Origin of the sequence: Salibacter halophilus (assembly GCF_008806325.1) — a bacterium.
Classification (GTDB): Bacteria; Bacteroidota; Bacteroidia; order Flavobacteriales_G; family Salibacteraceae; genus Salibacter; species Salibacter halophilus.
Map to the genome: position 1 here is coordinate 56,979 of NZ_WACR01000002.1, position 24,398 is coordinate 81,376.

A 24,398-nucleotide genomic window follows, 5' to 3' on the forward strand; every position below is an offset into this window, starting at 1 on the left:
TTTAATCAATTAGTGTTAGTTCTTTATCAAATTTTGCGGTGAATGACTGCCCCAACGCACCGAATGAAGCCACGAACTCGCCATCGAGTGTCAACTCATTTGTGCTCCCTGCTAATTTTCCATCAGCGCTGAGCAGTATTTCACCCAGGTTATAATCCGTTGGACTACCAATAACAGGATCGTAAACAAACCCTGCAGACACATAAGCACTGGCATGAGTGTGCAATTCAAAAGCTGCTGTGAATTTTTCTGGAGTTGAGAGGCTCGATAAATCAATTTCCATTTGAGCTCTTCCAAGAACATCTGCCTGGAATTTGAAATAAGGTGAAATATCTCCAACTACAATTGGGATATCAGGGCCATCGAGATTGACATCAACATCAACACCTAAAGCTACATCAAAACCGGCTTTACCATTAGGTTTGAGCCCTACATCCAGCCAGCCAAATGCTCTCAAGCTCGGTTGGCAAAACAGATCCAAAGTCATTGGGTTTTGCTCAGTACCGTAGCGTATATGCCACAAGTGAGCTGTTGGATCAGTGATGTTTTCCAAATCGACTTTCAAGTCGATATCGGCCTGACCTGCACCACAGTAATAAATAGGTGAAGGAATTCCCGGAATAATGGGAGGAGCCATCCAAAGGTCACCATCTAACTTGAGGTGAGCTTCCATCACTTTTCCATAGCACATCTCTCCTCCACCTGTAAGCGCAAGTGCACTTTGATCTTTGATGAGTAAATCTAGCGGAGAGAAATCTGTATTCCAGAAACCACCATCAAAGTTCCCCATAACACAGGCCCTGATGTTGGTCAATGATGCCGGGTTTGAAAAATCGACTTCCTGAGTTGATTCTACTCTTCCACCGAGGTTTGCCGTTAAGTCGTATAAAACTCCTCCTCCAATTCCCACAAAAGGCAACTCAAATTCATCCTGAATTCCGGCTCCCCATGTGATAGAAAAAGGTGTTTGCAAATCGACAGCAAACTCGCGTTCATAAATTGGCGTTCCATCACGAACAATCCATTGTTTAGGTGAAACATGAGAACCAATAGCAAAGCCGAGTCCACTGAGTCCGATATACGGTGAAACGATTGGGAAGCCAAGTCCAGCCTGGCCTCTCATAAGATAAACTGGACGCGGAACACCATCAGATCCAGAGGCGTAGCCCATAATCGTTTGGACTTTAAAACCATCTAGGTATTGTGATACTGGAATGATTCCTGAATTGAAATCCAAATTACCACCAACAATATTTCCGCCAATCCCGAATTCATTGTCATTGATCAGGCTCACTTTTCCACTCACGCTCGCTATCATCCCGAGATCGACATAAACATTGGCCTCGAACTTGAAACCGTGATCAGTATCAGTTACACCAGCCATCGCTCCGGCATCTGCTTTCACATCAACTGTTGCATCTTTGAACTGAATCCCCGTGATCTGACTGGCAGCATCGCTTACTTTTTGAAGTTCTTCAGAAGATGCTGAAGCTGATACACCTCCCTGAGCTCCTATTCCATCTCCACCTTCAAAACCCAACGTACCGCTGGCTCCGGCACTACCGCTCGCAGTTGAATTTCCTCCACTGGCACTGGCTGTACCTTCCACCACAGCGCTGATAAAATCTTCCTTTTCAGTATCGTAAGGCTCAGGCTTTTGCCTTACAGCTGTCAATGCTACTTCAATACCGGCACTTCCACCGTCACCGGCAACCGTTGGTCCCATATCAACCGTAGCTATAGCGCCAATCGCGGTGTATCCTTCCAGTTCTAATGCTGCTATTGAACTAACTGTAACGGGTAATCCATTGAGTTCACAGGAAACTGGTGTTTCCAGGCTCATCGCCTGGTTAAGACCTCCAAAGCCCATCATTCCTGTAGCACTCATTTTGAAATTACTGATATTATCAACAGTCAGATCCAAGGCCGGACACTCGTAAACTGCGTTCATGTCCAGTATTCCATTTTCATCAAAGTGAGCGTCAGAAACAGTGATTTTTGAGTAGCGTTCGTCATCACCTTTATCGACTTCTATTGTACCGTTGAAATCTCCATCGAAGTAAGGTGTGTCAAAACCAGAGGCTGTGAGGGGAGCTTTAACATCGTATTTCGTTTCTGTGTTGATTTGAGTCAGAGTGATGTCAATTCCCATCTCACCTTCTACAAAATCACTTCCGTCAATTTCGAAATTCAAATAGTCGAAATCACCAACGAAAGCATAAGCCGATGCGAGCTCATCAGCCGGACTGTAGTCAATTTTGAAATTCAGCCCTTTTGAGTCAATTGAGTTTTTCATCATGTAAGACTGTGTGAGGCCGGCATCCTTCACAATATCTTCCTTCACGTAAACAAATCCATTCTCATCAAATCCAAAAGGAATTTCAAACTCTGATTGTGTGAAGTAAATACCAGTCCAATCTGCTTGCCCGCTCTTTGTTCCCGGAGATTCATCCTCACTGAAATCCACTACTATTTCACCTGGGTTGAGAGTGAACTTTGTATTTTCTAGAAGGTTGATATCTACTCCTTCCAATCCGTATGAAATGGTGTTGTAATGTAGATTGTCAAAATCGACAAATGGAATTACGAGCGGATTTCCTTCGCTGTCATTAATGTCGTCTTCAAAAGTGATTTCGCCATCGTAATCTCCTGAAAAGCGGTTTTCACTGATAATCAATTCTGAATCATCGTTGTACTCAATCGTGAACCCTGCAGGATCTAATAAGTTGAATGTATTGTTTTCATTGAGGTTTAATCCGCCCTGCAGGTAGTAATTATCAAAATTGATCCAGTCTGATTTCGTTTCAACTTTCGCCTGCTGACTGGCTGTTGTAACAAGAGGAAGCGGATAAGTTGCGTACCCTTTTAGGGAGAGTGAATTTTTATTGAGTTTTACTTTCTCTGGATGAAAAAATCCATTTGGAATGCCCTCGGTCAAACTCTCAAGACCTATTGTGTCCATCGTAATTTGAGTTTCAATCTCTCCTTCATCGAGAACGACCTGTCCTGCTACTTCTTTGAGCTTTAAATTTTCAAAGTCGATTTCGATCAGAGCCGAATCTCCTCCTCCAATTTTAATTTTTCCTGTTCCTGAAATATCATTCAAATCAGTACCGTCAAGAGTAGTGACAAGCACTTCGTGATTTCCCGCCTTGAATTTGTCGAGGAAAGGTGGAGATGTAAAAGTCCTCACGTCACTCTCTGCAACTTTTTGCCCATCACTAAGAGCTGAAACTCGCCAGGCATATTCATTATCAGTTGGGAGTGAATCGAGCATGATTTGATATCCTCCTGTTGCAGGCATTTGGGCTGTGTTTTGAGACAAGTAAGCCTGATTGTTGTCGATGGCCTGGTCCGGGTTCTGACCATTACTGAGCTCGACTATTTTAAGGTTGTAAACAACTTGTTGACCGGGCACGTCATTATCGATGGCTCCCCATTCAAAAATGGGCTGATCCTCATCTGTAAAACCAAAATCATCATCGGGCTTGTTGAGTGTGATATTTCCACCTGTTGGATAACCGTAAGAAAACCAGCAAACCTCACTGAGGCCGTTGTTTTTAAAGGAGGTAAATCCGCGATTGTCACGCGCCCGAATATGCCACAGGTATTTCTTACCCAATTCTAGCGGAGGCTGTGCAATACCGTAAACAAGTGTAGTTTGCATTTGCCACTGACTCTCGTAAACCTGAAAAACAGCGTTATTCGTCATGGCATTCATCGGGTCGATGGTGTTGTCTGTAATTTCGTAGAGCGTAAACCTGTACTCTGTAGATCCTGTGGCTCCAGGACCTGGCGGACTAGCAGCCTGCCACTGAAAAATAGTGTTTTGTCCCTGAGATGGGGAAACTGCTGTGCTACAAGTTGGATTGACAGCAAGTGGCTGATCGCGGAGCTGAATATAAGCGCTGGCCTGTGCCGGACGAGAAATCGTTTTACCCGACATGTACTCAACTACTTCAATCTTAAAGGTGTACATTCCTTCGGGGATTTTCCCGTTTTGCTCGATTTGTTGTCGAGATATTCCATTGAATTGTAGATTGTTATAATCGAGATACGGTAAAAGGTCAGATCCCTTGATCGTTACCGGAACATTAGGTGTTAAAGTAATCGGTTGGTTGGGAATAAAGTTGGGTTTTGTCTCCAGTTTAATCGAACTCGATTCAATGGTAAGGTGTAACCTAACCTGGACTGATGGCTCATTAGCATCGCGAAGTGTAATATTCGACATCCACTTGTTGGAGCCTGCCTGTGAATAATCAGCGATGAACGCTGAATACGGTGGCGTTAAGTTGGTAGTAACATCAACCGGATAAACCTGTGCATTTACTTTGGCAGAATTAGCCAACATCAGGAAACCTGTGCAAAATGAAAGGATGATATGGGTGAACTTTTTCATTTTCATTAAAAATTATAGCTGTATGAAACATTCCCTCTTAACTCTGTAAAGCCGGTTGCCTGTGCACCAACAGGTTGTTGATTCACAACACTTGCCTGTAATCCCAGAGTGCTCTTTTTAAAAAGCTTCACATTAAAACTGGGACTTATTGTGTGTACATCACTATTCCGCTCGCCATCTACAATTGTTTGTGCATTAGAGTATGCGAGTGAAACATTTCCTTTTTCCTTAAAAACTGATTTGCTCAACTGTAATGTTGGTCCGATCCCGTTTGTCAAAATTGGGTTGATGTCATTGCGGAAATAGTTGATCGATAGATTGCCCGTCATTCCTATTGATGACAATGCAATTGTGTAACCCAGGTTAAAATTCGATATTTCAGATGCGTTATCTTCAGCATCACTTGTTTCCTGTCTGGATATAGTGAGGAAAATCGATTGAGGAATATCATCTGAGCTAATAGTGTAAAAAGTGGAGAGTGTGAGGTTTCGTGTAATTTGAAAAAATTGCAGCGTATCATTTGCTACAACCCCTGTTTGGTAAGAGTTAGTAGTGAAATTAGATCCTGATAATGTAAAGTTCAACATTTTAGTAGCCCTTATATAGATATTTCCATTCACGATAATTCGCTGAGTCTCTTCTTCTTTGAGGTCATCGATGTTGTCTTTTTGGACACCCGCATCAGCAGCGAACGTAACTTTGTTCTTGAATAGTGAAAATGCTACACCTCCGGTAATATTTTGAAGATCGTTGTTTAAGAATGGCGACCCCATCGTTTGGTAATTGGGATCAACTCTCTTGTACTTTGCATTTAACTCGAACTTTCCAAAGTTTCGTGACGCCTGAGCTGTTATGGCATTATTGATTGATGTTGATGTGTTGGCCTTTAATAATGGCCCCAGGTTATCGGCAAAGGTGAACGATTGAATCGCCTGATCGGGAAGTGAGATGTTGCGCGTGTAGTAGCTGCGAGCATATTCTATTTTAGCTGTTGTTTTATCGTCAATTTTTATATCAGCATTTAAACCCAACACGAGGTTCTCTGCCGGTTGCAGGTTCTGAATACTATCGGGAACATCAATGGAGCCGGGACGGTCACTTGCCTTAAAAGCGATAAACTCCAAACTTCCGAATTTTTTCGTGTATTTAACCTTAGCTCCACCACCCCATCTATCATAGGCTGGCCCGCTAGTTGGATCCATGTCGGCTACTGCAACTCCGGGTGGTAAATCGGCCGGATCTATACCTTTATTGAGCCGACCGTACATCGCTTTTACTTCAATTGGTAATTCTGGTGGTGCTGCCTCAACTCCTCCACCAAAAAAGCGATTACCACTCAATGTGTAAGTGGAAAAATTCATGGATCGATAACCTACATGAGCTGTTATCCATTTATACTTGGGACTGAAACCAAATTGATTGTAAGGCTGTGAGAATGAACTTTCCTGATTTGAATAGGTGAATGAAAAAGGAACAGAGTTTCCAAAGATCTTCACATCAAGATTGGCATTTATTTGCCAAAAAAGAGGATCCCTGCGATTTTCCATGCCTTCAACATGGTAAAATGAAGATGTAGCCGTTACATTTCCTCCTAACTGAAGTGGTTTCTTCTCACTCAGATTTGAAAAATCCTGTGAGAATCCCAGTAAGGCTAAACTCCATAGCAGTACCGAAATGACAAATTCTTTCATGCCGCCACAGACTTGTTTGAGTGCTAATTCGAGTCCAAATTAGCGACATGACCTTAACATCTTTTAAGAAGCCGGTAAACGAACAGAATCAATCCCTAAACGACATGAAATAATACCTGAATGAATACCCTTTTATCCAACAATTCTCATTCTCGAATACAAATCTCGCTTGTAGGTTCGACCGACAGGAACCTTGATATTTTCACCGAGTATGGCGTGATCTTTATTGACATACTCCAAATGTTCAAGATTGATAACTGTTGAACGGTGAATGCGCATGAAGTTTTTCTCGGGTAATAATTCGCTGAGTTCACTCAGAGTAATACGCGCAGTTATCGATTTCTCAACTGTTGCTATATCGCAATATTTATCTTTAGAAGCCTGAAAATAAAGGATATCTGAAAATGGAATTTTTTTGAGTGAGTCGCCAACTTTCACAAAGATGGTTTCGTTCAACACTCCGCCAAAATTGTGTTTTTGGTCAGATCCATTCTCACTCATCAGCTTTAGGTTCTGACCACGTTTTGATACGGCCAATTCCACTGCAGACTTGAACTGCGGTTCTGACACTGGTTTAATCAAATACGAATCTGGATCAGTTGCCTGTGAACGCTCAAGAGTTTGGTAATCAGCAAGTGATGTTACGTAAATAAGTGCGAAATCTGTTTCGGGTTTTGCCTTTTTGACAATTTCAATTCCATCGAGCTCATCATCGAGGTTGATGTCCATAACCAAAACATCAGGCTGTACTGCGTTGATGACGTTGATTGCTTCGCTGGCGTTATTGATTACCTGAACGACCTCGTAACCGAGATCCTCAGCCATATTTTCAATTTTCTCGCTCTGGAGTAAATCATCTTCAACTATTAGCAAGCGTACGTTTTGCATGTTATGCGGCTTTTTTGAGCTCAACAGTAGCTGTTGTTCCTTTTCCTGGTTCGCTCACGAGTTTTATTTTACCACCATTCAACTCCAAATATTCCTTACAGAGAACTAATCCCAATCCACTTCCTTTCTCGCCACTTGTTCCTTTGGTCGTTTTCTTGGAATCGATATCAAATAGCTTATCCAGTTTTTCTCTCGAAATTCCTTTTCCATTGTCCTTCACTTCGAGTTTGACGAAATTTCCTTCTTCCCTGCCCGATATTTTAATTTCTCCTCCAGACTCAGAAAATTTGATTGCATTGTTGATAAGGTTTCTCATCACGAGATCATAAGCGTTGGGATCTGCCATTGCTTTAATGCTGCCAGGCAACTCATCATTGAGGTTAACATCTTTTGCAGCTGCCTGGTTCTGGAAGAGTTCAATAATGTGTTTAGTCCGTTCTTTGAGTTCGAGTTTTTCAGGGTTGGTCGGAACCGCTTTTAGCTGTGTCATCGACCACTTGAGAAGGTTGTCGAGTAAATTGTTGAGGTGGTTTGCTTCAGTGTCTATTTTCCCTCCAAGAGATTCGAGTCTGTCAGACTTTCCCTGATCAACATATTTTTTGATGATTTTCCCCAAACCCTGAAAAGCAGTTGTGGCATTGCGCAAATCGTGCGAAACAATTGCGAAAAACTGGTCCTTTGTGTCGTTGAGTTCTGACAATTCTTTTTTCGCTCTGTTCAGTTTTCTGTTGTAATAAAAAAGAGAACCTCCCGCTCCAATGACTAATATTAAGCCTATTGCTAAAGCTGTTAACTGGTTTTTTGTTTTTTCAGTTTCTAACTCTGCAATTTGATTTTCCTTTTCGAGTTGATCAATCTCAGCTTCGCGTTTATCTGCTTCGTACAGCTCTCGCATAGAGGAAATTTTGTTGCGGAGATCAGCTGAGTTTACAGAGTCCTTGTAGGAAATTAACTTTCTGGAAGTCTCATAAGCATCTTTGTAATTGCCCGTTCTATTGGATAGAAACATCGTGCTTTTGTAAAATGCAGTACGCTCATCTTTTGGTAGTCTGCTGGGATTTACCTTTTTGAGTTCTGCATAGATTTTCTCTGCATCAATGGGCTGACCAAGTTTTGCTTTTAATACATTTTTGCGAGCTCTCGATATAACCTCTCTCGCATTACCACCTGCTAAAGCTGAGTACTTTATTGCAGAATCTGCATACTGAATAGCTTTTTCATAATCACCCTTTTTTTGGTATGCATCAAACAGGTGATTGAAGTTTAAATAGAATACATGATATGCAGATGGAGTTGTAATTCTTTGAATCGAATCTGCTTCAAGTAAACAGTCTATGGCTTTATCATATTCGCCTACATCAATGTAAGTGTAACCAAGATTAGTCATGATCGAGTTTCGTTGACTAATGTATTTTGGTGATCTCGATAACTCTTCACCTTTAATTAGATATTGCTTTTTTAAACTGTCAACATTCAAGTCGTAATATATTGCTGCCATTGTATTTGCTACAATGATCAACATACCGGTATCATGAACCTGACTTGCTTTTTCTTCAGCTTTTTGAGTGTAATAGAGAGTAGAATCCCAGTTACCTCTATCCCTGTAAATCCAACCTTTTGATATTAAACTACGGGATATTAATGAAGTATCGCCTATATTTTGAGCTAGCTCTAACATATCATGAGCTATCGACATATTCGTATCCGGTTTTAGACGGTTGTACCGGAAGAAAAGAGCTGATAGGTATTTAAACCTCAAAGTGTCATTTTTTAACGACTTTTGATCGAGTGCACTTTCGAGTTTAACCACTCCTTTTTGCGGAGGCATCCGCTTGAACTTTTGTAGAGAATCTTTCCAAACTGGGGTCTGACCAAAACCGAAATGAGGAATTATACATATTCCAATAAAAAGAATAAAGTTCGAAAGCTTCATTTGCTCAATGTTAGAGAGTAAATTGTTTAAGTGCTCCTCAAATGTATAAGATTTTGGGAAAAATGAACGCTGTAACTTAGAGCCATTTTATGGAGAAAATAGCTTCACAACTCGTTTATCAATGGGAAACGTAACCGATTCCTGACTTAAGTCTTTAATGCTCACCCATCTGAACTGCTCTGCCTTTTGAAGATTGTGGTCAAAGTCGAATTTCTTGCTTGATGACGGAATGGAATGAGGATCTTGAACTTTTGTTTTGTAGTAAATACTCACAACTTGTTTTTGAGCATCAAATGCCGATTTTACGAAAAAATCTGTCGTGTAAAAGTGTTCGACTTTCTCTACTTCAATTTCGGCTTCTTCTTTTAATTCACGCGAAATTGTATCGGGAAAGGACTCGCCCCATTCGTGTCCGCCACCTGGAAATTTAGTGAAATATTTATCGCCAATGCATTCGTCACTGAGCAGTACTTTTCCCTCGTGTTCAATGATAGCATAAACTCTTATCGTGTATTGTTTCATGGCTTTGTCGCTCTAATCATTTCTCGTTTACCGGGCGGACCTTCAAGTTTATCGACTGTAAAACCAGCTTTTAACATGGCTCTGCGAACAACGCCTTTACAACAGTAAGTAACTAAAGCTCCACCCTTTTTGATCATTTCAAACATCTGTCTAAAAACATCAACCGTCCAAAGCTCCGGCTGAGCATTCGGTGAAAATGCATCAAAATAGATGACGTCAACACTCCCCGGCTCTGACCGATAATCCTTTAGGTTGCAGTTCCTTTTCACCAGTGTAAAATTCTCATTGATCCCCGTTTCTGTATCCCATTTCGCTGTATGAAGTGATTGAAAGAGCTCAGAATTCTTCCCGTTATTGATCAGTTCAGCATAGTTCAGATCCTTGATTTGATCTAGATCAACTGGATATTGCTCAACCGTTTCATAACGAATATTGAGGTCATATTCATATCCATAAACAGCTGTCAAAAAAGCATTTAACCCGGTGCCGAAACCCATTTCAAAAATGGTGAGATTGTCATTTTCACCGGCTGCCGGTTTCAATCCTGCTTCGATGAAAACATGCTCGCTCTCAGCTAAAGCGCCATGAACTGAATGATAGGTTTGGTTGAATTGCTCCGATTTGAGTGAATGAGAGCCGTCTTTTGTCTCTACAATTTCATTCATGATCCATTATCCACTTTTCACAAAATTGAAGTAAATCAGGGAAAAACGCCATGAACTCTGTGTTGAAATCACTTTCAAATTTTTTCAACTCTACCACTGCTTCATCCATTCTTGAATCAAAACTCGCCCTTCTCGACATTCCATTTAAAACACGCTGAATTCCCTCTTTATTGCCGTAATTGTACAACACATTGTAACTTTCCAAAAACTGTAAAAACCGAATTGCTTTTGGTGGAAAAACAGCCTTGTTCTTATTGAGAAGCTCATACATTTCCAGTGCGAATTCCTGCAATGGTTGATCAGAGAATTCACTCCAGTTTTTGGCTAAAAAGTAATCGTAAAAAATATCGGTCAGAACCGGAGCGTACTTTCTGTACGATGGTCTCAATCTTTCCACACTTTGCTGAAACTGTTGATGCGCATCAGTGTAAGAATCTATAGCATGATGCAGCTCAACTCCCTTCACAATTTGCGGACTCAGCTCTCTCAACTGAACAGATCGCACAAAATCTCCCAGGTAATTTCCTACAGTTAGTTTTTCATCTTTCCCGGAGAGAAGTAAGTGTGCTAAAAAATTCATTAGATTAATCTAATTATTTTGTTTTAAATACGCTATAATGTCTGTCCCATAAGCTTTTAGACCACCTTTGACAAACAGAGCAGGTCTAACAAATATTTGAACAGGAGGTTCTGTTGCATCATCTTCATCAAGGTTGATGATATCGACTTTAAGTTCATTTTTCACGATGAATTCAACTACTTTTTGGCAATCGTGACAGTCTTTTCCTATGAATAAATTATACTCCATTACAACTGATCAATTTCGTGAATTAGAATTCTGTTCCTGTCAAAGCTGATCACTTTTTTATCTCTCAACTCATTCAAAACTATCGTCACAGTTTGACGAGAAGTAGCAGTTAAATTAGCAATATCCTTATGCGTCAATTTGTGTTTAAAAACATATTCATAGCCTACCTTTTTTCCTTTTTCAAGAGCACTCATTTTAATGAAATCGGTAATCCTTTTTCTGGCATCCTTAAAAACGAGCGATTCAAACCTTCTCTCAATTCGCTGCAGTCTCAAACCGATCAAATTCGTAACTCTCAAACTCAGAGATGGAATATCATTCAATATCTGTAACATCTCCTCTTTTGAAACTGCGCACATTCGCGCGTTGTTCATTGCTTTTGCAAAATCTGTTCGTTTGTCTTGTCCGGCAATTGAGAGTTCACCAAATATTTCTCCCGGTTCTAAAATTGTTTTGATCACCTCCTTACCGTCATCAGAATACGACCCGATTTTCACATTGCCCTCTTTCAGTAAAAAAACAACTGTGCTGGGGTCATTGGGAAAGTAAATGTACTTCCCCTTTTCCATCGTGCGCATTCTGGCAACCTTTTCAATCTTTGATAAGTCTTCTTCGGTGAGATCCTTAAACAAGTTGATGCGTTCTAAATGCCAAAGCTTGCTCTGTGTTTGAGCCATTAAAATGTGTTTTTACCAAAAGTACAAGCTAAAGTTTCAGCTTACAACATCACAAAAGAAAATTTAAGACCTGAATAAAATTGTCGTAAAAGTGACATTGAACTTTCTAATTGATCAAAAAATTTTAGATTTGCACTCCCTTTCAACAAGGGAAACACCTTGCCCAGGTGGCGGAATTGGTAGACGCGCATGGTTGAGGGCCATGTGACCGAATTAGGTCGTGCTGGTTCGACTCCAGTTCTGGGCACAAAAGCCGATCAATTTGATCGGCTTTTTTCGTTTTAACACTTCATCTAATAAATCACCTCAATTTTCCCAAAACGCTCTTTTAGCTGGTAGTCTGCTGAGCGGTATTGGAGCTTGTAGTTGTAGGTTCCCTGGTTGACTTTTTCTCCGCTGTTGTTTTGAAAGCCGTTCCAGGAATGGTTGATGTCGTTGCTCTCAAAGACGAGATTACCCCAGCGGTCAAAGATCAAAATATGATAATCGGTGATGCCGATGCCCTGTACTTCAAACTTGTCGTTTAGTCCGTCTCCGTTTGGTGTGAAGGCGTTCGGAATGAAAATATTGATGGGGCAGTCTGCAATTTCGATTTCATCGCTTCCTTCACAACCTCTCGGACTGGTAACCGTGACACGGTAAAGACCGGATTCTTTCGCGGTAATCGTTGGCGACTCCTGCCCAGTGTTCCAGTCAAAGGTGTGGTTGGTGAATGTTGGTTTGATGTTTATCTGTACTTCTTCTCCTTCGCAGATTACAGTATCAGCTTCAAGTTGCGGACTGGGATCTTCTTCTGCATAAAGAATGATGGTATCGGTTATTTGTCCGCATTCGTTGGTGGCTGTCAATGGGTATTCGCCCGGGGCAAAGAGTGTTCTCTCTTTGTCGCTTTCTCCATCAAACCATTGGATGTTATCTGAAGAACTTATTTTGATGTCAATTGGCTCGTCCTTGCACAATGTATCTGTTTGGGGAAGTTCAAGTGTTGGAGCTTGTTTTTCGAGAAGATTCACTGTGTCTGTCTTTGTCCCGCAGGCATTTGTTGCGGTAACGAAATAGGTGTTGCCGGGATAACCTGTAATGCTGCTATCGGTGCTGCCGGTGTTCCACTCAAAGTTGGCATGATGGTGTGAAACGGAAAGCTGAATGCTCTCTCCTTCACAGAGTGTGGTGTCGGGTCTGAGTGAAATATCGAGTGGCAGGTCGTAGAATATTTTAACGGTGTCGTCATCGTAACCGCACAGGTTGGTGACTTCTACCCAATATTTTCCTGAGGAATCAGCTAAGTGAGTGGGGCCATTCGAGCCGTCTTGCCAGTGGTAGCTGGCTCTGCTCCAACTGGCATCGAGCAATTGGAGGTTGGTGTAGCAATAGGTGCTATCCGGACCTAAATTCGTGATGGGCGACTCATCGTAGAGCACGGCTATTGTGTCGAAGTAATTGCCGCAGGTGTTTTGCACTTCTACGGAGTATGTGTCTTGCTGGGTGACGGTAATGGAAGGCGTGATCTGACCATTACTCCAGTAATAGTTTTGAGCATCGCCTGGGGCGTTGAGCTCAAGGGTGTCGTCTTTGCAAAGGATCGTATCTTCTCCGAGGTTGAAATTCGTTAGGACTGTATCGATATTGAAGTTGAGACTGTCACTGTCAGATCCACAAATATTGGTCACGGTAACAGCATAGAGGCCTTCGGTTGTGGTGGTGTCAAACGGTGAAGTGTTGCCATCGTGCCACTGGTAAGAGCTTAAGGTATCTGTTGCATCGAGGTAGAGCACCTGTCCGTTGCAGAGTGATGTATCGCTTCCTAAATCTACTTGTGGCTCTTCCACTCCGTCCACAAAAATGGTGTCGCTGTTGCTCCCGCAAGAATTGGTGAAAGTGATGGTGTAGGTATCCGATTGGGTGATGTAAATTGAGGCTGTGGTATCTCCTGTACTCCACTGGTAGTTTCCCGGGCCAACTGTTGCATCGAGCAAAAAGCTATCGCTCTGGCAAAGGAGTGTATCAGCGGGTAAGTTGACTTCAAAAGGCAATATAGAGTCGATCACTACGGTGTCGAAGTCTGTACCGCAGTTGGGGCTGGAAACTTCAATGGTATAAGTATCAGCTGGCGGATTGTAGAGATAGGAAATAGTATCCCCTGTATTCCACTGGTAAGAGAGGCCGGGATAGACTAAAGCGTTTTGGAGAGTGTCGTTTTCGCAGAGTGTCCTGTCCGGACCGAGGTTTGCCTCAGCCGGTGGCATGATGTGCATGGTGTCGAGCGTGCTGTCGATGGTGCAACCGCTGTAATACCGCACTTTTACGGGATAATCGCCCGGTTGGGAATAAGTGTGTTGAACGGGGAAAGTTGATGAACTCACGTAAGTAGAGTTGGTATCAAAATACCAGTGGGCACTGTCTATGTGCAGTGTATCTTCCAAACTAAAGGAAATGGACATGTTGCTACAGGTATCGCTTAAAGTGATGGCCCTGCTCTGGAGCATGTCGGCTATGAAGTTGGGGAGTGCGAGACTTATACCATTAGTGTAAACCAAAAGAGAATCATTGTAGTTTGCCCCGTTACCGAAAATATTGGGATTACTAACAGCGTTGATAGTTTGCCAGCCGCTAATAGAAGAAGAAAAATAGGTGTGATTTTCAATTTGATAGACTTTACCATTAGGCCCTCTTTCAATATCATTTAAATGCGACCATGGAGCATTATTCAAGCTTGCGAGTACATTATAAGGTTTGTACAAAACATTCCAGGAAGAAGGAATGATGGTATTGTTCTGCGAACTCAAATCATATTGAACAATTGAATGCCGGGTACTTCCGTACAAGATCTGACCATTCGATGAAAATTCAACATATCTCGCTGGACAATCGAATAGAGTGTCATAATGAGGTTGAGGATTCAAGGGGTAAGAGCGTAGGGGGATAAAACTACTGTCAAAATCGAGTTTTAACGCGTTAGTCAATTGCCCTGTTGCATTGTTAAAATCGAGTAATTCAAATGTCGAAGAATTCAGGTTATTATCGCTATCAGGGTTATAAACTTTGGCTGTCGCTAATTTAGCACCGGTTGGTGAAAATTTCATATCGTTACCATCCTCCCAATTAAGCCCTAAAGAAGAGGTGACAGGGGTTGTGACAATCCCGGAATCCATAATATGCCACGCCTGGTAGATATTGGTGTCTCGCACTCCAGACATCAGCCAGTAATCCCTGTTGTTGGCATGTTTTGTAGCAGTTAAAGTAAATGTACTATTTAAACTATCCTGTATTAACACCCTTTTACTCCCCGGAACTATAGCTCCTTTATTATTATTGAGCATCATATCAATCTCAGTGTAATACAAACCTATGTGGTAACTGCTGTTGTTATAAGGAGGATGAATAATACCGGTATCGAGCAACTCAACCAAATAATAACTGTTGGGAGAACAAGGCTTGGGTATAATAATATTTTCTAAAACATAACTATCATAATTAATTTGAGATGTAGATGTATCTACAAGAGTTCCGTTTTGCATAATTTGATGAGTGGAGTCGTAGATATACGAGGTATAAACATAAAACATCAAATCACCGTCCTTATCCGATACAGAGTTATTATGGTTTAATGAGGCATTAAAATGGTTGCTATTTGATAGCTGAAACGGATTGGCTGTTAAGCCATTGAAATCGAGCCATTCATGATTAGAATACATTCCATCTGCTATAGACCAATTATTAGCCTGACCACCATGTTGTGGAGATTGGGCTCTTACGGTTTCCTCAGAAACCCAAAAAAACAGCAGGAGAAGAAATGAAATGATATATTGGCTCCTCAGGGGCATATCACTCAAAGGTAAGCGAAAGAATGCTGAATATCAAAATGTTGTCAACATACGCTGTATATAGTGAGAGAATAAATCATTTTTTACCTTTACATCCTTTAATAAAAAATCATTTATACTATTTCAATCATGAAAAAGGTAACCGGAATTGGCGGAATTTTCTTCAAGTGCAAAGAACCGGATAAAATGCGCGACTGGTACCGCGATCAACTGGGACTTGTAACAAATGAATACGGCTCACTTTTCGAATTCAGAAAGGCTGATGCTGACGAGCCGGCTTATTTGCAATGGAGTACGATGAGTGAGGGATCTGACCATTTCAAGCCATCTGAAAAAGAATTCATGATCAATTACCGTGTCCACGATCTGGAAGCATTGAAAAAGGAACTCGAAAAGTCAGATGTCAAAATCGTGAGTGACATCGAGTCGTTTGAGTACGGAAAGTTCATGCACATTATGGATCCTGAAGGAAATAAAATTGAACTTTGGGAACCGATTGACGAACCTTTCACAAACCTCTACAAAGGACAAACGACAAAATGAAAAGACTCCTGCTCCTCTTCTTTTTAATCAGTCCGCTACTCTCGTGGTCAAAAGGTATCAGTCAGGCTGATGTAGTAGAAAGCAACTTCAGTGATACCACAGTTTATGAACGTGAGCACGAGCTGTTTTTTGTCTATGTCACAATCAATGGGAAACAGTTTAAATTCCTGTTTGATACGGGTGCTATCACTGTATTGAAATCCTCAACGGCAAAATCTGTAGGACTCAGAGCCAATGATACTATAGAAGTGACTGATGGGAACAACGAGTCCAAAAAAATGGGAATAATCAAACCGCTCGATACACTCAAGGTGGGCAACACGACTTTCGCTAATAACTGGAGTGTCGTTTGGGATGACAGTTCTTTCATCTTTGACTGTTTGGGAATTGACGGTATTTTGGGAGCTAACGTCATCAATGCCTGCAACTGGCAATTCGTCCCCGGAGAGGAATCGAACAAGCTGGTTCTGACCGATAAACTAAACAACCTGGAGCACAGAAAGGGTGCACGTAAATTGAAAATCAAACTCAGCGACAGTCAGGGAACGCCCTACGTAAAAGTCAAAAAACCGAAAGGATTGTTCATGTTTGACACCGGGTTTAACGGCAGCGTCAAGCTCAATAAAGAAAGCCTTGGAATGATGGACTATTTTGAGATGTTGAAAGATTCAGTCTACCGGGTAGGTTCGGCATATCAAAATTTATTTGGTGAGGAATACCACGACACATCCGTTATCAGTCTCATGGATATTGAATTCCGGCAGTGGTTTGTGAAAAATGAAGCGCAGGCTATAACTACGTTCGGAACCGGAAACAGGCCGATGATCGGGACTTACTGGATTGGTGATGGAGTATTTACCTACGCTCCAAAGCGAGAGCGAATTTGGATTGAGGGCAAACCGCTCAACCAATTGACAACGCTAAAGGGTGTTGGAATCTCAACTCGATCAGAGGACGAAAAGTTTATCGTGACAACACTCATCAAGAATTCTCCTGCTGATGAGGCAGGTATCAAAATTGGTGATGAAATTGTAACGCTCAATACGATTGAATTGGATCACAATTGCAGTAATTATGAAAACCTGCAAAGAACTTTAGAAAACGGAAGATCAGTCATGTTGGGAATCAAACGCGGAACAGAGCTGATCGATGTAACACTTGAAAATACTCAATACATTTCGCCTTAATCCCTGCGGATTTCAAATTTAGCCAGGCTGTAGTGGACAACTACTTTTTGTAACGCTCCGTTTTTGTAATGAAAATAACTCTCGTAGCTGCTCTCCCCTTCTACTTTGTAAACATTTTCTTTTACCTGGGTTACATTTTTGACAAGTCCCTGAACTTCAGATAATGTCCTGCTAACACCCTTCGGTTCTGAATAATACATTTCCAACGAAGTTATATCTGGTTTAATGTTGATCGTACGCTCCAACTCACCTTCCTCAAAAACTTTGAAAACATCGCGATCTCTCTTCACCTCAATGGCATCACGAGTATCATTGTTGACAATATTGCGCATCGTAGACCGCCACAGTTCTCCGCCAATATGAATCACGTTCACTGTATAATCGATTGCAAACATTTTAGCAAGGCTAACCTGCGTTTTGGAAACTCCTGAATAGACTGTTGTGTCACCGGAAACAGATTTTGTTACATAAAAATCACCCACGTCTTTACCGCCCACAACAATGGAGAAGTCGATTTTATTCTGTGCTTGAGAAAGGTTGAGGAATAAGAAAAAAGTAATGGTCAGAGCCCATTTCATAGCGTACAGTTTTTGGTTAAAAAATAAGCCCTCAACCTGCAAAAAGCAAGATGAGGGCTTTTTATTTTATTAAAACTCGAGATCAGAGATCAAATTATACTACAGCTTTTACATTGTCTGCCGCTTCCTGTAGCGTAATCGCTGAGTGAACAGCTAGTCCTGAATCATCGATGAGTTTTTTCGCTTCCTCAGCATTTGTACCCTGGAGGCGAACGATAATTGGAATATCGATATCTCCGATGTTTTTGTATGCATCCACAACACCTTGTGCCACGCGATCACAACGAACGATTCCACCAAAGATGTTAACGAGAATAGCTTTCACGCTTCCGTCTTTGAGGATAATTCTGAAAGCTTGTTCAACGCGTTTAGCATCAGCCGTACCACCTACATCGAGGAAGTTTGCCGGGTTACCGCCAGATAATTTGATAATGTCCATCGTTGCCATTGCAAGTCCGGCACCGTTTACCATACAGCCAACGTTTCCGTCAAGCTTAACGTAGTTGAGCCCTACTTCACCAGCTTCAACTTCTGTTGGATCTTCTTCTGTTTTATCGCGCATTTCTGCGATGTCTTTGTGACGGAAAAGAGCGTTGTTATCAACAGTTACTTTAGAGTCAACTGCCATGATTTGATCATCAGATGTTTTCAACACAGGGTTGATCTCAAACATGCTGGCATCGATTCCTTCGTAAGCTTTGTAGAGAGAAACAACGAATTTTGTCATTTCTTTAAAAGCCTGTCCAGAAAGACCTAAGTTAAATGCTACTTTACGAGCCTGAAATGCCTGGATACCAACCTTTGGGTCGATTTCTTCAGTAAAGATTTTCTCAGGAGTCTTTTCAGCAACAGTTTCAATGTCAACACCACCTTCAGGAGAATACATAATCATGTTACGACCTGTTTGACGATTCATCAAAACAGACATGTAGTATTCTTCAGGTTCGTTGTCACCAGGATAATAAACATCCTGTGCAATGTATATTTTGTTGACTTTCTTACCTTCTTTTGAAGTTTGAGCTGTAACGAGGTGACCGCCCAAAATTGCTTTTGCCTTTTCTGGCACTTCATCCAAACTCTTTGCGAGTACAACACCTCTCGAGCCAGTTTCAGTAACTGTTCCTTTTCCGCGACCACCGGCATGGATTTGAGCTTTGATGACAAACCACTCAGTTCCGGTTTCAGACTGTAGCTTTTTAGCAGCTTCAGTTGCTTCTTCGGGTGTTGAGGCTGTGTAGCCTTTTTGGATCTTTACTCCAAAACTTTCTAATAACGATTTTCCTTGATATTCGTGTAAGTTCATGATATTACGCGTTGCTTTATTACGAGTATTTTTTGAGCGACTCAAAAGTAACACATTCAAGTAAAGGGAAAAAGATTTCGAGAAGTATCTAATTACCTATCTTCGCAAGTCTCAAAAAAATTGCAGTGATACAGGCCAAAAACATTCATAAAAAGTACGGAGAATTAGAGGTTCTAAAGGGAATTGACCTACATATAAAAAAGGGAGAAATCGTTTCAATTGTAGGCGCTTCGGGTGCTGGAAAAACAACGCTTCTCCAAATTTTAGGAACGCTCGATTTCATGGATAGCGGTTCGCTCAAGATCAATGAAATGGATGTATCCAAATTCAGTCAAAAAGAATTGGCCTCATTCCGCAACAAGAACATCGGCTTTGTATTTCAGTTTCACCACCTCCTCCCCGAGTTCACCGCGATTGAAAATGTTTGTATCCCCGGTTACATCGGTAAAAGACCAAAGAAGGAAGTCGTTGAAAAAGCGGAACACTATCTCGAATTTTTGGGTCTGAAAGAAAGAATGGAACACAAACCGTCAGAACTCTCAGGTGGCGAACAACAACGTGTAGCGGTGGCTCGTGCACTCATCAATGAACCGGGTGTATTGATGGCTGATGAACCATCGGGAAATTTGGATACTTCATCCGCTAAATCACTTCACCAGTTGTTCTTTGACTTGCGCGATGAGCTCAATCAAACGTTTGTGATTGTCACTCACAACGAAGAGCTAGCTGATATGGCTGATCGCAAACTCGAAATGAAAGACGGGCTAATCATCGGTCAATGACACGAGCTGAGCTGAAAGAATTCCTTGACGAAAAAGCAGATTTCTACGAACAAAACTGGTTTATCGAGTCAGATCCGATTTCAATTCCGCACCGTTTTACCAAAAAAGAAGACATCGAGATAGCCGGCTTCCTTTCAGCAACGATTGCCTGGGGTCAGCGAAAAACGATTATCAACAATGCCAACAAGCTCATGAAGTGGATGGATGAGAGTCCGCACGACTTTGTGATGAATGCATCCGGAGCAGACCTCCAACCGCTTGAAAATTTTGTCCACCGCACATTCAACGGATCTGATCTGCTCTTTTTTATTGAAGGATTGAAAAAACTATACGAAAACCATGGCGGACTCGAAGGAACACTCGGTAATCCAAAAATTCCAACAGCCAAAGAGCGCATCAGCGATTTTAAACGGAAATTCTTTGAACCTGAACACCTTAAAAGAACTCAAAAGCACGTTTCAGACCCGATGAAAGGATCATCGGCAAAGCGGATCAACATGTTCTTGCGCTGGATGGTTCGCTCACCAAAGAAAGGAGTTGATTTTGGTATTTGGAAAAACCTTTCACCAAAAGACCTTATGCTTCCGCTCGATGTTCACACAGCCACACAGGGCAGAAAGTTCAAGCTCTTAAAACGCAAACAAAACGATTGGAAAGCGGTTGAGGAAATCACGCAAAGCCTGCAAAAGCTGGATCTGACCGATCCTGTAAAATACGACTTTGCGCTATTTGGAATTGGCGCTCACGAAAAGCTCAATTCTCAATAACCGCGAATATCAGTGAGGCAATCCTCTTTGAATAAAATTCTGTCCTGTGGCGTGAGATTCCCTGTGATGAAATCAGCCATGTTTCCCGATACCTCATTCTCAAAATACATCACACAATCTTCGTTGATACAATGCTTCTCGTGCTCTGGATCGAGGTGGTCGGCTGTGAGCGGAACTCCTTTATTCACAAGTCCTATAGCGTGACCAATTTCGTGAACGAGTGTTGCCTGTTCTATATTTCGCTTTTGTAAATCGGTTGTTCCAACACTGTCTATTACGGGTCTGAAAACCGCTACAACTGACGTATTTGAAATATTTACTCCCACAACTTTATCCACTACTTCACCATCCTGCTCGAGATAGCCGTCAAGAAAAATCACAAAAACGCTGGGCTCAACTTTTGTTGATAAGCGTTTCCTGTGTTGATCAGCCAAATCTACAATCTCAGCTGGTGTGAAATTTCGGTCAGATCCGGAAGCGACTTCCCTCACAGTATCGGGAATGTTCAGAGCCGGAGTGATGGGACGCTCATCAAATACAGCCTGCATATTTTCAGCAGTTAAATTCCAGTCATCAGGTTGAGAAAATGGTTGTGCATCGCTCTGATATGCGACTTCCAGGTGAAAAGCCTGGGCATCGTTGTAAAATCCATTTAAGAACTTGATGTACCTGTCTGAGTCGGGAGCGTTAGGACTCGGTTGAACTGTGGTTCCGGCATCATCATCTGTTTGACAGCTCGATACAGCTATGACAAGAGCTGTAATCGCTATGAATTTAATCTTTCTCCATTCCATGACGCTAAATTATGAAAATAGCTAACAGAACAGATTAAACCTGAGTTCGATTATTATCTATAGATTCAAATATTCAAAGAAGCCATTAGACAAGGCTCTTTTGTGAAAATTTAGCGGGCTAAATTGAGCAAAAGAAACGCAGTATTTATATGTGGTTTGAATCCTAAACTGTGAATCGAACTCAGGTTTTAAATAAATAATCAATTCAACAACAGTCATCACTATCTTTGCAAAATGGAAATTGATGAGCGATACATTCGCAAAATCATTCATATTGACATGGATGCTTTTTACGCATCGGTGGAGCAACTCGACAACCCTGAGTTGCGGGGCAAACCAATCGCTGTTGGAGGAAGCAGAGAACGCGGAGTTGTTGCTGCTGCCAGTTACGAAGCTCGTGAATTCGGTGTAAAAAGTGCCATGCCTTCATCCCAGGCTTACCAGCGTTGTCGTCATCTCATTTTCGTTAAACCGCGATTTGAGCGCTACAAAGAAATATCTCAGCAAATACGCGCTATCTTTTACGACTACACTGATCTCGTTGAACCGCTTTCACTCGATGAAGCCTATCTCGATGTTACCACCAATAAACGCGAAATACCTTCGGCTACTTTAATAGCCAGTGAAATTAGAGAGCGGATTAAAAATGAGACTGGTCTAAATGCATCGGCCGGAATCAGCATCAACAAGTTTTTGGCTAAAGTAGCGTCAGATATCAACAAGCCAAACGGACAAAAACTAATTCCGCCAAACGAAGCACTTGACTTCATGGAAAAGCTCTCGATCGATGAATTCTACGGTGTGGGAGCTAAAACAGCTGAACGCATGAAGCGGATGGGAATTCATTCGGGATCTGACCTAAAAGCGAAATCTCTTCAATGGTTGGTCAAGCAGTTTGGAAAAAGTGGGTTGCACTACTTCAATATTGTTAGAGGAATCCAAAAGAGCGAGGTAAAACCGAACCGAATTCGCAAGTCGATTGGCGCTGAGCGCACTTTTGAAAAAGATTTGTACGACTTAAATGATATCGACTACCAACTCAAAAATGTGACGCAAAAAGTTGCCAGCAGAACGGCAGACTTGAAAGCAAAGGGGAAAACGGTTACGCTCAAGTTAAAATATTCAGATTTCACCATTCAAACGAGAAGTAGATCAGATAATCATTTCATCAGTGAGGAAGTTGATATCCTATCAGTTGCCAGAAGTCTGCTGAACGAACAACCTCTCGAACAATCGATAAGATTGATAGGTGTTACATTGAGTAATTTGGAGAAAAAATCGCGGGGAAGTGGCGTGCAATTAACGCTGAAGTTTTAATTATTTCAAAAGCTCCCTGGCATTTTGAACAGCAGCCTCTCCCCTCTCTTCACCACTCAGCATTGAAGCGATCTCATCGACACGATCATTTTCATCGAGAAGTTTGAGCTGTGATTTTGTGAGTCCGCCCTCTTCGTATTTAAAAACCCGATAATGCTGGTTTCCCTGTCCGGCTACCTGAGGCAAATGCGTGATCGCAAAAACCTGCATATTCCCGGCTAAGTCGCGCAACATTTTACCGAGCATACCGGCTATCTTCCCTGAAACTCCCGTATCGATTTCATCAAAAATAATCGTTGGGAGGTTTTTGTGCTGACTCAAAATATACTTCAATGCCAACATCAACCTGGAAAGCTCACCACCACTGGCCGCTTTGCTAATCTCACGTTTTGGCATTCCGGCATTAGCTGAGAAAAGAAACGAGAGTTCATCAATCCCTTTTTGTCCGAGTGAATCCTGAATTTGACAATCAATTTCAAACTCAGCTTTTTCCATGCCGAGTTTTCTCAACAACTCCTCAACCTTTTGCGCTAAAGGTTTCAGAGCATCTTTACGCGATTTTGAAATCTGTTTAGCACTTTCCCACAATTCATTTTCGTTCTGCTGAATTTTATTGGTCAATTCCTCAATTTCATCACTCAGCGATCCCATTTTTTCGAGCTTCTCAGACAAATCACTTTTCAATTCATCCAACTCGCTAACCGATTGAACATTGTGCTTGTGCATCAACCTGTTCACCTCATCCATTCGTTCGCGAATGACTTCTAGTCGCTCAGGATCAAGATCCACATTTTCAGATTCATTGGCTAATTCCTGTGCAACATCTTCCAGTTCAATTAAGCTACTGTTCAGCCTTTCAAAAAGCTCAGCAGGTTTGTCACCAAACTCTTTGATTTCACCCAACAACTGCTTCACCTCTCTCAATCTTTCCAGCGCATTTCCTTCTCCCTCACTCAATCCGGCACTGCTTTCGTAAAAAGCACGTTTGATTTCCTCAGCATTTTCCAATAGCTGTAAATCGCTTTCATCTTGTTCGTGTTGCTCTGAGGACAAGTCAACTTTTTCGAGTTCATCAAACTGAAACTGGAAGTAATCTTCCTGGGCTCGCGCTTCTTTTTCCAGTTCCTGCAATTCATTCAATTTGGTCAGATCCTGTTTCCAGCCGTTGTAAACCGACTCATAATCACGAACCTTATCGGAGATGCCGGCAAAACGATCTACGAGGTCTAGTTGGAAATCTGATTGTTGAATGGATAGCGTTTGATGTTGAGCATGTACATCGATTAACCTGGAACTGAGTTCTTTTACCACATTGAGCTTAACTGGCGTATCGTTCACAAAAGCACGACTCTTTCCTGAAGGCGTGATTTCTCTCCGCACGATAGTCAGCGGTTCAAAATCGAGATTGTGCAACTCAAAAAACGGTTTTAGTCCGTAGTTTTTGATGTCGAACTCTGCTTCAATAATCGCTTTTTGTTCTTTCACATTCAGAACCGAAAGATCTGCCCGCTCACCGAGTACCAGTCCGAGAGCTCCCAAAATTATGGACTTCCCTGCTCCCGTTTCACCGGTTAGCACGACAAAGCCGTTTTCAAAGGAAACATCGAGTTCCTCAATGATGGCGTAGTTCGATATTTTGAGATGTGACAGCACGATCGCGAAATTAGGAATATTCCCGAAACAAAAGCTCAAAGCTCATCTACAGGAATTTTTTCCTCAT

At 41.8% G+C, this 24,398-nt stretch carries 19 protein-coding genes and 1 tRNA gene; 6 read left to right on the forward strand and 14 right to left on the reverse strand.

Features of this window, described 5'->3' with window-relative positions:
• Position 1: 1 nt before the first annotated feature.
• The 9 genes from F3059_RS02375 to F3059_RS02415 all read right to left on the reverse strand — a co-directional run bounded on the left by F3059_RS02375 (position 2) and on the right by F3059_RS02415 (position 11,583).
• Positions 2–4,399: a hypothetical protein gene (locus tag F3059_RS02375; protein ID WP_151166343.1), complete on the reverse strand. Its 4,398-nt coding sequence runs from the start codon at positions 4,397–4,399 to the stop codon at positions 2–4.
• Between the two features lie 5 nt (positions 4,400–4,404).
• Positions 4,405–6,090 carry a porin family protein gene (locus tag F3059_RS02380; protein WP_151166344.1) on the reverse strand — a complete coding sequence of 562 codons (1,686 nt, stop codon included), beginning with the start codon at positions 6,088–6,090 and terminating at the stop codon, positions 4,405–4,407.
• A 132-nt stretch (positions 6,091–6,222) separates the two neighbouring features.
• On the reverse strand, positions 6,223–6,978 hold the full coding sequence (locus F3059_RS02385; RefSeq protein ID WP_151166345.1) for a LytR/AlgR family response regulator transcription factor: 756 nt from the start codon (positions 6,976–6,978) through the stop codon (positions 6,223–6,225).
• 1 nt (position 6,979) lies between these two features.
• A complete protein-coding gene (locus F3059_RS02390) occupies positions 6,980–8,911 on the reverse strand; it encodes a tetratricopeptide repeat-containing sensor histidine kinase (RefSeq protein ID WP_151166346.1) in 1,932 nt (643 codons plus the stop codon).
• Positions 8,912–8,998: 87 nt separating this feature from the next.
• Positions 8,999–9,433: an NUDIX hydrolase gene (locus tag F3059_RS02395; protein ID WP_151166347.1), complete on the reverse strand. Its 435-nt coding sequence runs from the start codon at positions 9,431–9,433 to the stop codon at positions 8,999–9,001.
• A complete protein-coding gene (mnmD, locus tag F3059_RS02400; protein ID WP_151166348.1) occupies positions 9,430–10,098 on the reverse strand; it encodes a tRNA (5-methylaminomethyl-2-thiouridine)(34)-methyltransferase MnmD in 669 nt (222 codons plus the stop codon). Before mnmD ends, F3059_RS02395 begins: the two co-directional genes overlap by 4 nt.
• Positions 10,091–10,678, reverse strand: a complete 588-nt coding sequence (locus F3059_RS02405) for an acyl carrier protein phosphodiesterase (protein WP_151166349.1) — start codon at positions 10,676–10,678, stop codon at positions 10,091–10,093. Before F3059_RS02405 ends, mnmD begins: the two co-directional genes overlap by 8 nt.
• Positions 10,679–10,687: 9 nt before the next feature.
• Positions 10,688–10,906, reverse strand: coding sequence for a hypothetical protein (locus tag F3059_RS02410; RefSeq protein WP_151166350.1), 219 nt, complete (start codon positions 10,904–10,906; stop codon positions 10,688–10,690).
• A complete protein-coding gene (locus tag F3059_RS02415; protein WP_170264998.1) occupies positions 10,906–11,583 on the reverse strand; it encodes a Crp/Fnr family transcriptional regulator in 678 nt (225 codons plus the stop codon). Before F3059_RS02415 ends, F3059_RS02410 begins: the two co-directional genes overlap by 1 nt.
• A gap of 161 nt (positions 11,584–11,744) precedes the next feature.
• Between F3059_RS02415 and F3059_RS02420 the strand changes: the two genes are divergently transcribed.
• Positions 11,745–11,830, forward strand: a tRNA-Leu gene (locus F3059_RS02420).
• Between the two features lie 46 nt (positions 11,831–11,876).
• On the opposite strand, the gene F3059_RS02425 is transcribed toward F3059_RS02420, so the two are convergent.
• Positions 11,877–15,407: a T9SS type B sorting domain-containing protein gene (locus F3059_RS02425; protein ID WP_151166351.1), complete on the reverse strand. Its 3,531-nt coding sequence runs from the start codon at positions 15,405–15,407 to the stop codon at positions 11,877–11,879.
• A gap of 129 nt (positions 15,408–15,536) precedes the next feature.
• On the opposite strand from F3059_RS02425, the gene F3059_RS02430 reads away from it, so the two are divergent.
• Both F3059_RS02430 and F3059_RS02435 read left to right on the forward strand, forming a co-directional pair.
• On the forward strand, positions 15,537–15,950 hold the full coding sequence (locus F3059_RS02430) for a VOC family protein (RefSeq protein ID WP_151166352.1): 414 nt from the start codon (positions 15,537–15,539) through the stop codon (positions 15,948–15,950).
• Positions 15,947–17,137: a PDZ domain-containing protein gene (locus tag F3059_RS02435; protein WP_151166353.1), complete on the forward strand. Its 1,191-nt coding sequence runs from the start codon at positions 15,947–15,949 to the stop codon at positions 17,135–17,137. Before F3059_RS02430 ends, F3059_RS02435 begins: the two co-directional genes overlap by 4 nt.
• Here F3059_RS02435 and F3059_RS02440 read toward each other — a convergent pair.
• Together F3059_RS02440 and sucC are read right to left on the reverse strand one after the other, a co-directional pair.
• Complete coding sequence (locus tag F3059_RS02440; RefSeq protein ID WP_151166354.1) at positions 17,134–17,715, reverse strand: DUF6134 family protein; 582 nt, start codon at positions 17,713–17,715, stop codon at positions 17,134–17,136. The two genes, F3059_RS02435 and F3059_RS02440, sit on opposite strands and share 4 nt — an antisense overlap.
• Positions 17,716–17,809: 94 nt before the next feature.
• Positions 17,810–19,018 (reverse strand): ADP-forming succinate--CoA ligase subunit beta, encoded by a 1,209-nt coding sequence (gene sucC / locus F3059_RS02445; RefSeq protein ID WP_151166355.1) that lies wholly within the window; start codon positions 19,016–19,018, stop codon positions 17,810–17,812.
• Positions 19,019–19,143: 125 nt separating this feature from the next.
• Between sucC and F3059_RS02450 the strand changes: the two genes are divergently transcribed.
• Both F3059_RS02450 and F3059_RS02455 read left to right on the forward strand, forming a co-directional pair.
• Positions 19,144–19,800 carry an ABC transporter ATP-binding protein gene (locus F3059_RS02450; RefSeq protein ID WP_151166356.1) on the forward strand — a complete coding sequence of 219 codons (657 nt, stop codon included), beginning with the start codon at positions 19,144–19,146 and terminating at the stop codon, positions 19,798–19,800.
• Complete coding sequence (locus F3059_RS02455) at positions 19,797–20,567, forward strand: TIGR02757 family protein (RefSeq protein WP_151166357.1); 771 nt, start codon at positions 19,797–19,799, stop codon at positions 20,565–20,567. Before F3059_RS02450 ends, F3059_RS02455 begins: the two co-directional genes overlap by 4 nt.
• Here the strand turns inward: F3059_RS02455 and F3059_RS02460 are convergent.
• Positions 20,561–21,361, reverse strand: coding sequence for a zinc metalloprotease (locus F3059_RS02460; RefSeq protein ID WP_151166358.1), 801 nt, complete (start codon positions 21,359–21,361; stop codon positions 20,561–20,563). The two genes, F3059_RS02455 and F3059_RS02460, sit on opposite strands and share 7 nt — an antisense overlap.
• A 234-nt stretch (positions 21,362–21,595) precedes the next feature.
• On the opposite strand from F3059_RS02460, the gene dinB reads away from it, so the two are divergent.
• Positions 21,596–22,678, forward strand: a complete 1,083-nt coding sequence (gene dinB / locus F3059_RS02465; RefSeq protein ID WP_151166359.1) for a DNA polymerase IV — start codon at positions 21,596–21,598, stop codon at positions 22,676–22,678.
• Here dinB and recN read toward each other — a convergent pair whose 3' ends face one another.
• Entirely contained in the window at positions 22,679–24,331 is a 1,653-nt protein-coding gene (gene recN / locus F3059_RS02470; protein ID WP_170265000.1) for a DNA repair protein RecN, read from the reverse strand.
• Positions 24,332–24,398: the final 67 nt, after the last annotated feature.

Bases quoted from the DNA above. Each gene is read 5' to 3' on its own strand.
- F3059_RS02375 (WP_151166343.1), bottom strand. From the start codon at position 4,399: ATGAAAAAGTTCACCCATATCATCCTTTCATTTTGCACAGGTTTCCTG.
- F3059_RS02380 (WP_151166344.1), bottom strand. From the start codon at position 6,090: ATGAAAGAATTTGTCATTTCGGTACTGCTATGGAGTTTAGCCTTACTG.
- F3059_RS02385 (WP_151166345.1), bottom strand. From the start codon at position 6,978: ATGCAAAACGTACGCTTGCTAATAGTTGAAGATGATTTACTCCAGAGC.
- F3059_RS02390 (WP_151166346.1), bottom strand. From the start codon at position 8,911: ATGAAGCTTTCGAACTTTATTCTTTTTATTGGAATATGTATAATTCCT.
- F3059_RS02395 (WP_151166347.1), bottom strand. From the start codon at position 9,433: ATGAAACAATACACGATAAGAGTTTATGCTATCATTGAACACGAGGGA.
- mnmD (WP_151166348.1), bottom strand. From the start codon at position 10,098: ATGAATGAAATTGTAGAGACAAAAGACGGCTCTCATTCACTCAAATCG.
- F3059_RS02405 (WP_151166349.1), bottom strand. From the start codon at position 10,678: ATGAATTTTTTAGCACACTTACTTCTCTCCGGGAAAGATGAAAAACTA.
- F3059_RS02410 (WP_151166350.1), bottom strand. From the start codon at position 10,906: ATGGAGTATAATTTATTCATAGGAAAAGACTGTCACGATTGCCAAAAA.
- F3059_RS02415 (WP_170264998.1), bottom strand. From the start codon at position 11,583: ATGGCTCAAACACAGAGCAAGCTTTGGCATTTAGAACGCATCAACTTG.
- F3059_RS02425 (WP_151166351.1), bottom strand. From the start codon at position 15,407: ATGCCCCTGAGGAGCCAATATATCATTTCATTTCTTCTCCTGCTGTTT.
- F3059_RS02430 (WP_151166352.1), top strand. From the start codon at position 15,537: ATGAAAAAGGTAACCGGAATTGGCGGAATTTTCTTCAAGTGCAAAGAA.
- F3059_RS02435 (WP_151166353.1), top strand. From the start codon at position 15,947: ATGAAAAGACTCCTGCTCCTCTTCTTTTTAATCAGTCCGCTACTCTCG.
- F3059_RS02440 (WP_151166354.1), bottom strand. From the start codon at position 17,715: ATGAAATGGGCTCTGACCATTACTTTTTTCTTATTCCTCAACCTTTCT.
- sucC (WP_151166355.1), bottom strand. From the start codon at position 19,018: ATGAACTTACACGAATATCAAGGAAAATCGTTATTAGAAAGTTTTGGA.
- F3059_RS02455 (WP_151166357.1), top strand. From the start codon at position 19,797: ATGACACGAGCTGAGCTGAAAGAATTCCTTGACGAAAAAGCAGATTTC.
- F3059_RS02460 (WP_151166358.1), bottom strand. From the start codon at position 21,361: ATGGAATGGAGAAAGATTAAATTCATAGCGATTACAGCTCTTGTCATA.
- dinB (WP_151166359.1), top strand. From the start codon at position 21,596: ATGGAAATTGATGAGCGATACATTCGCAAAATCATTCATATTGACATG.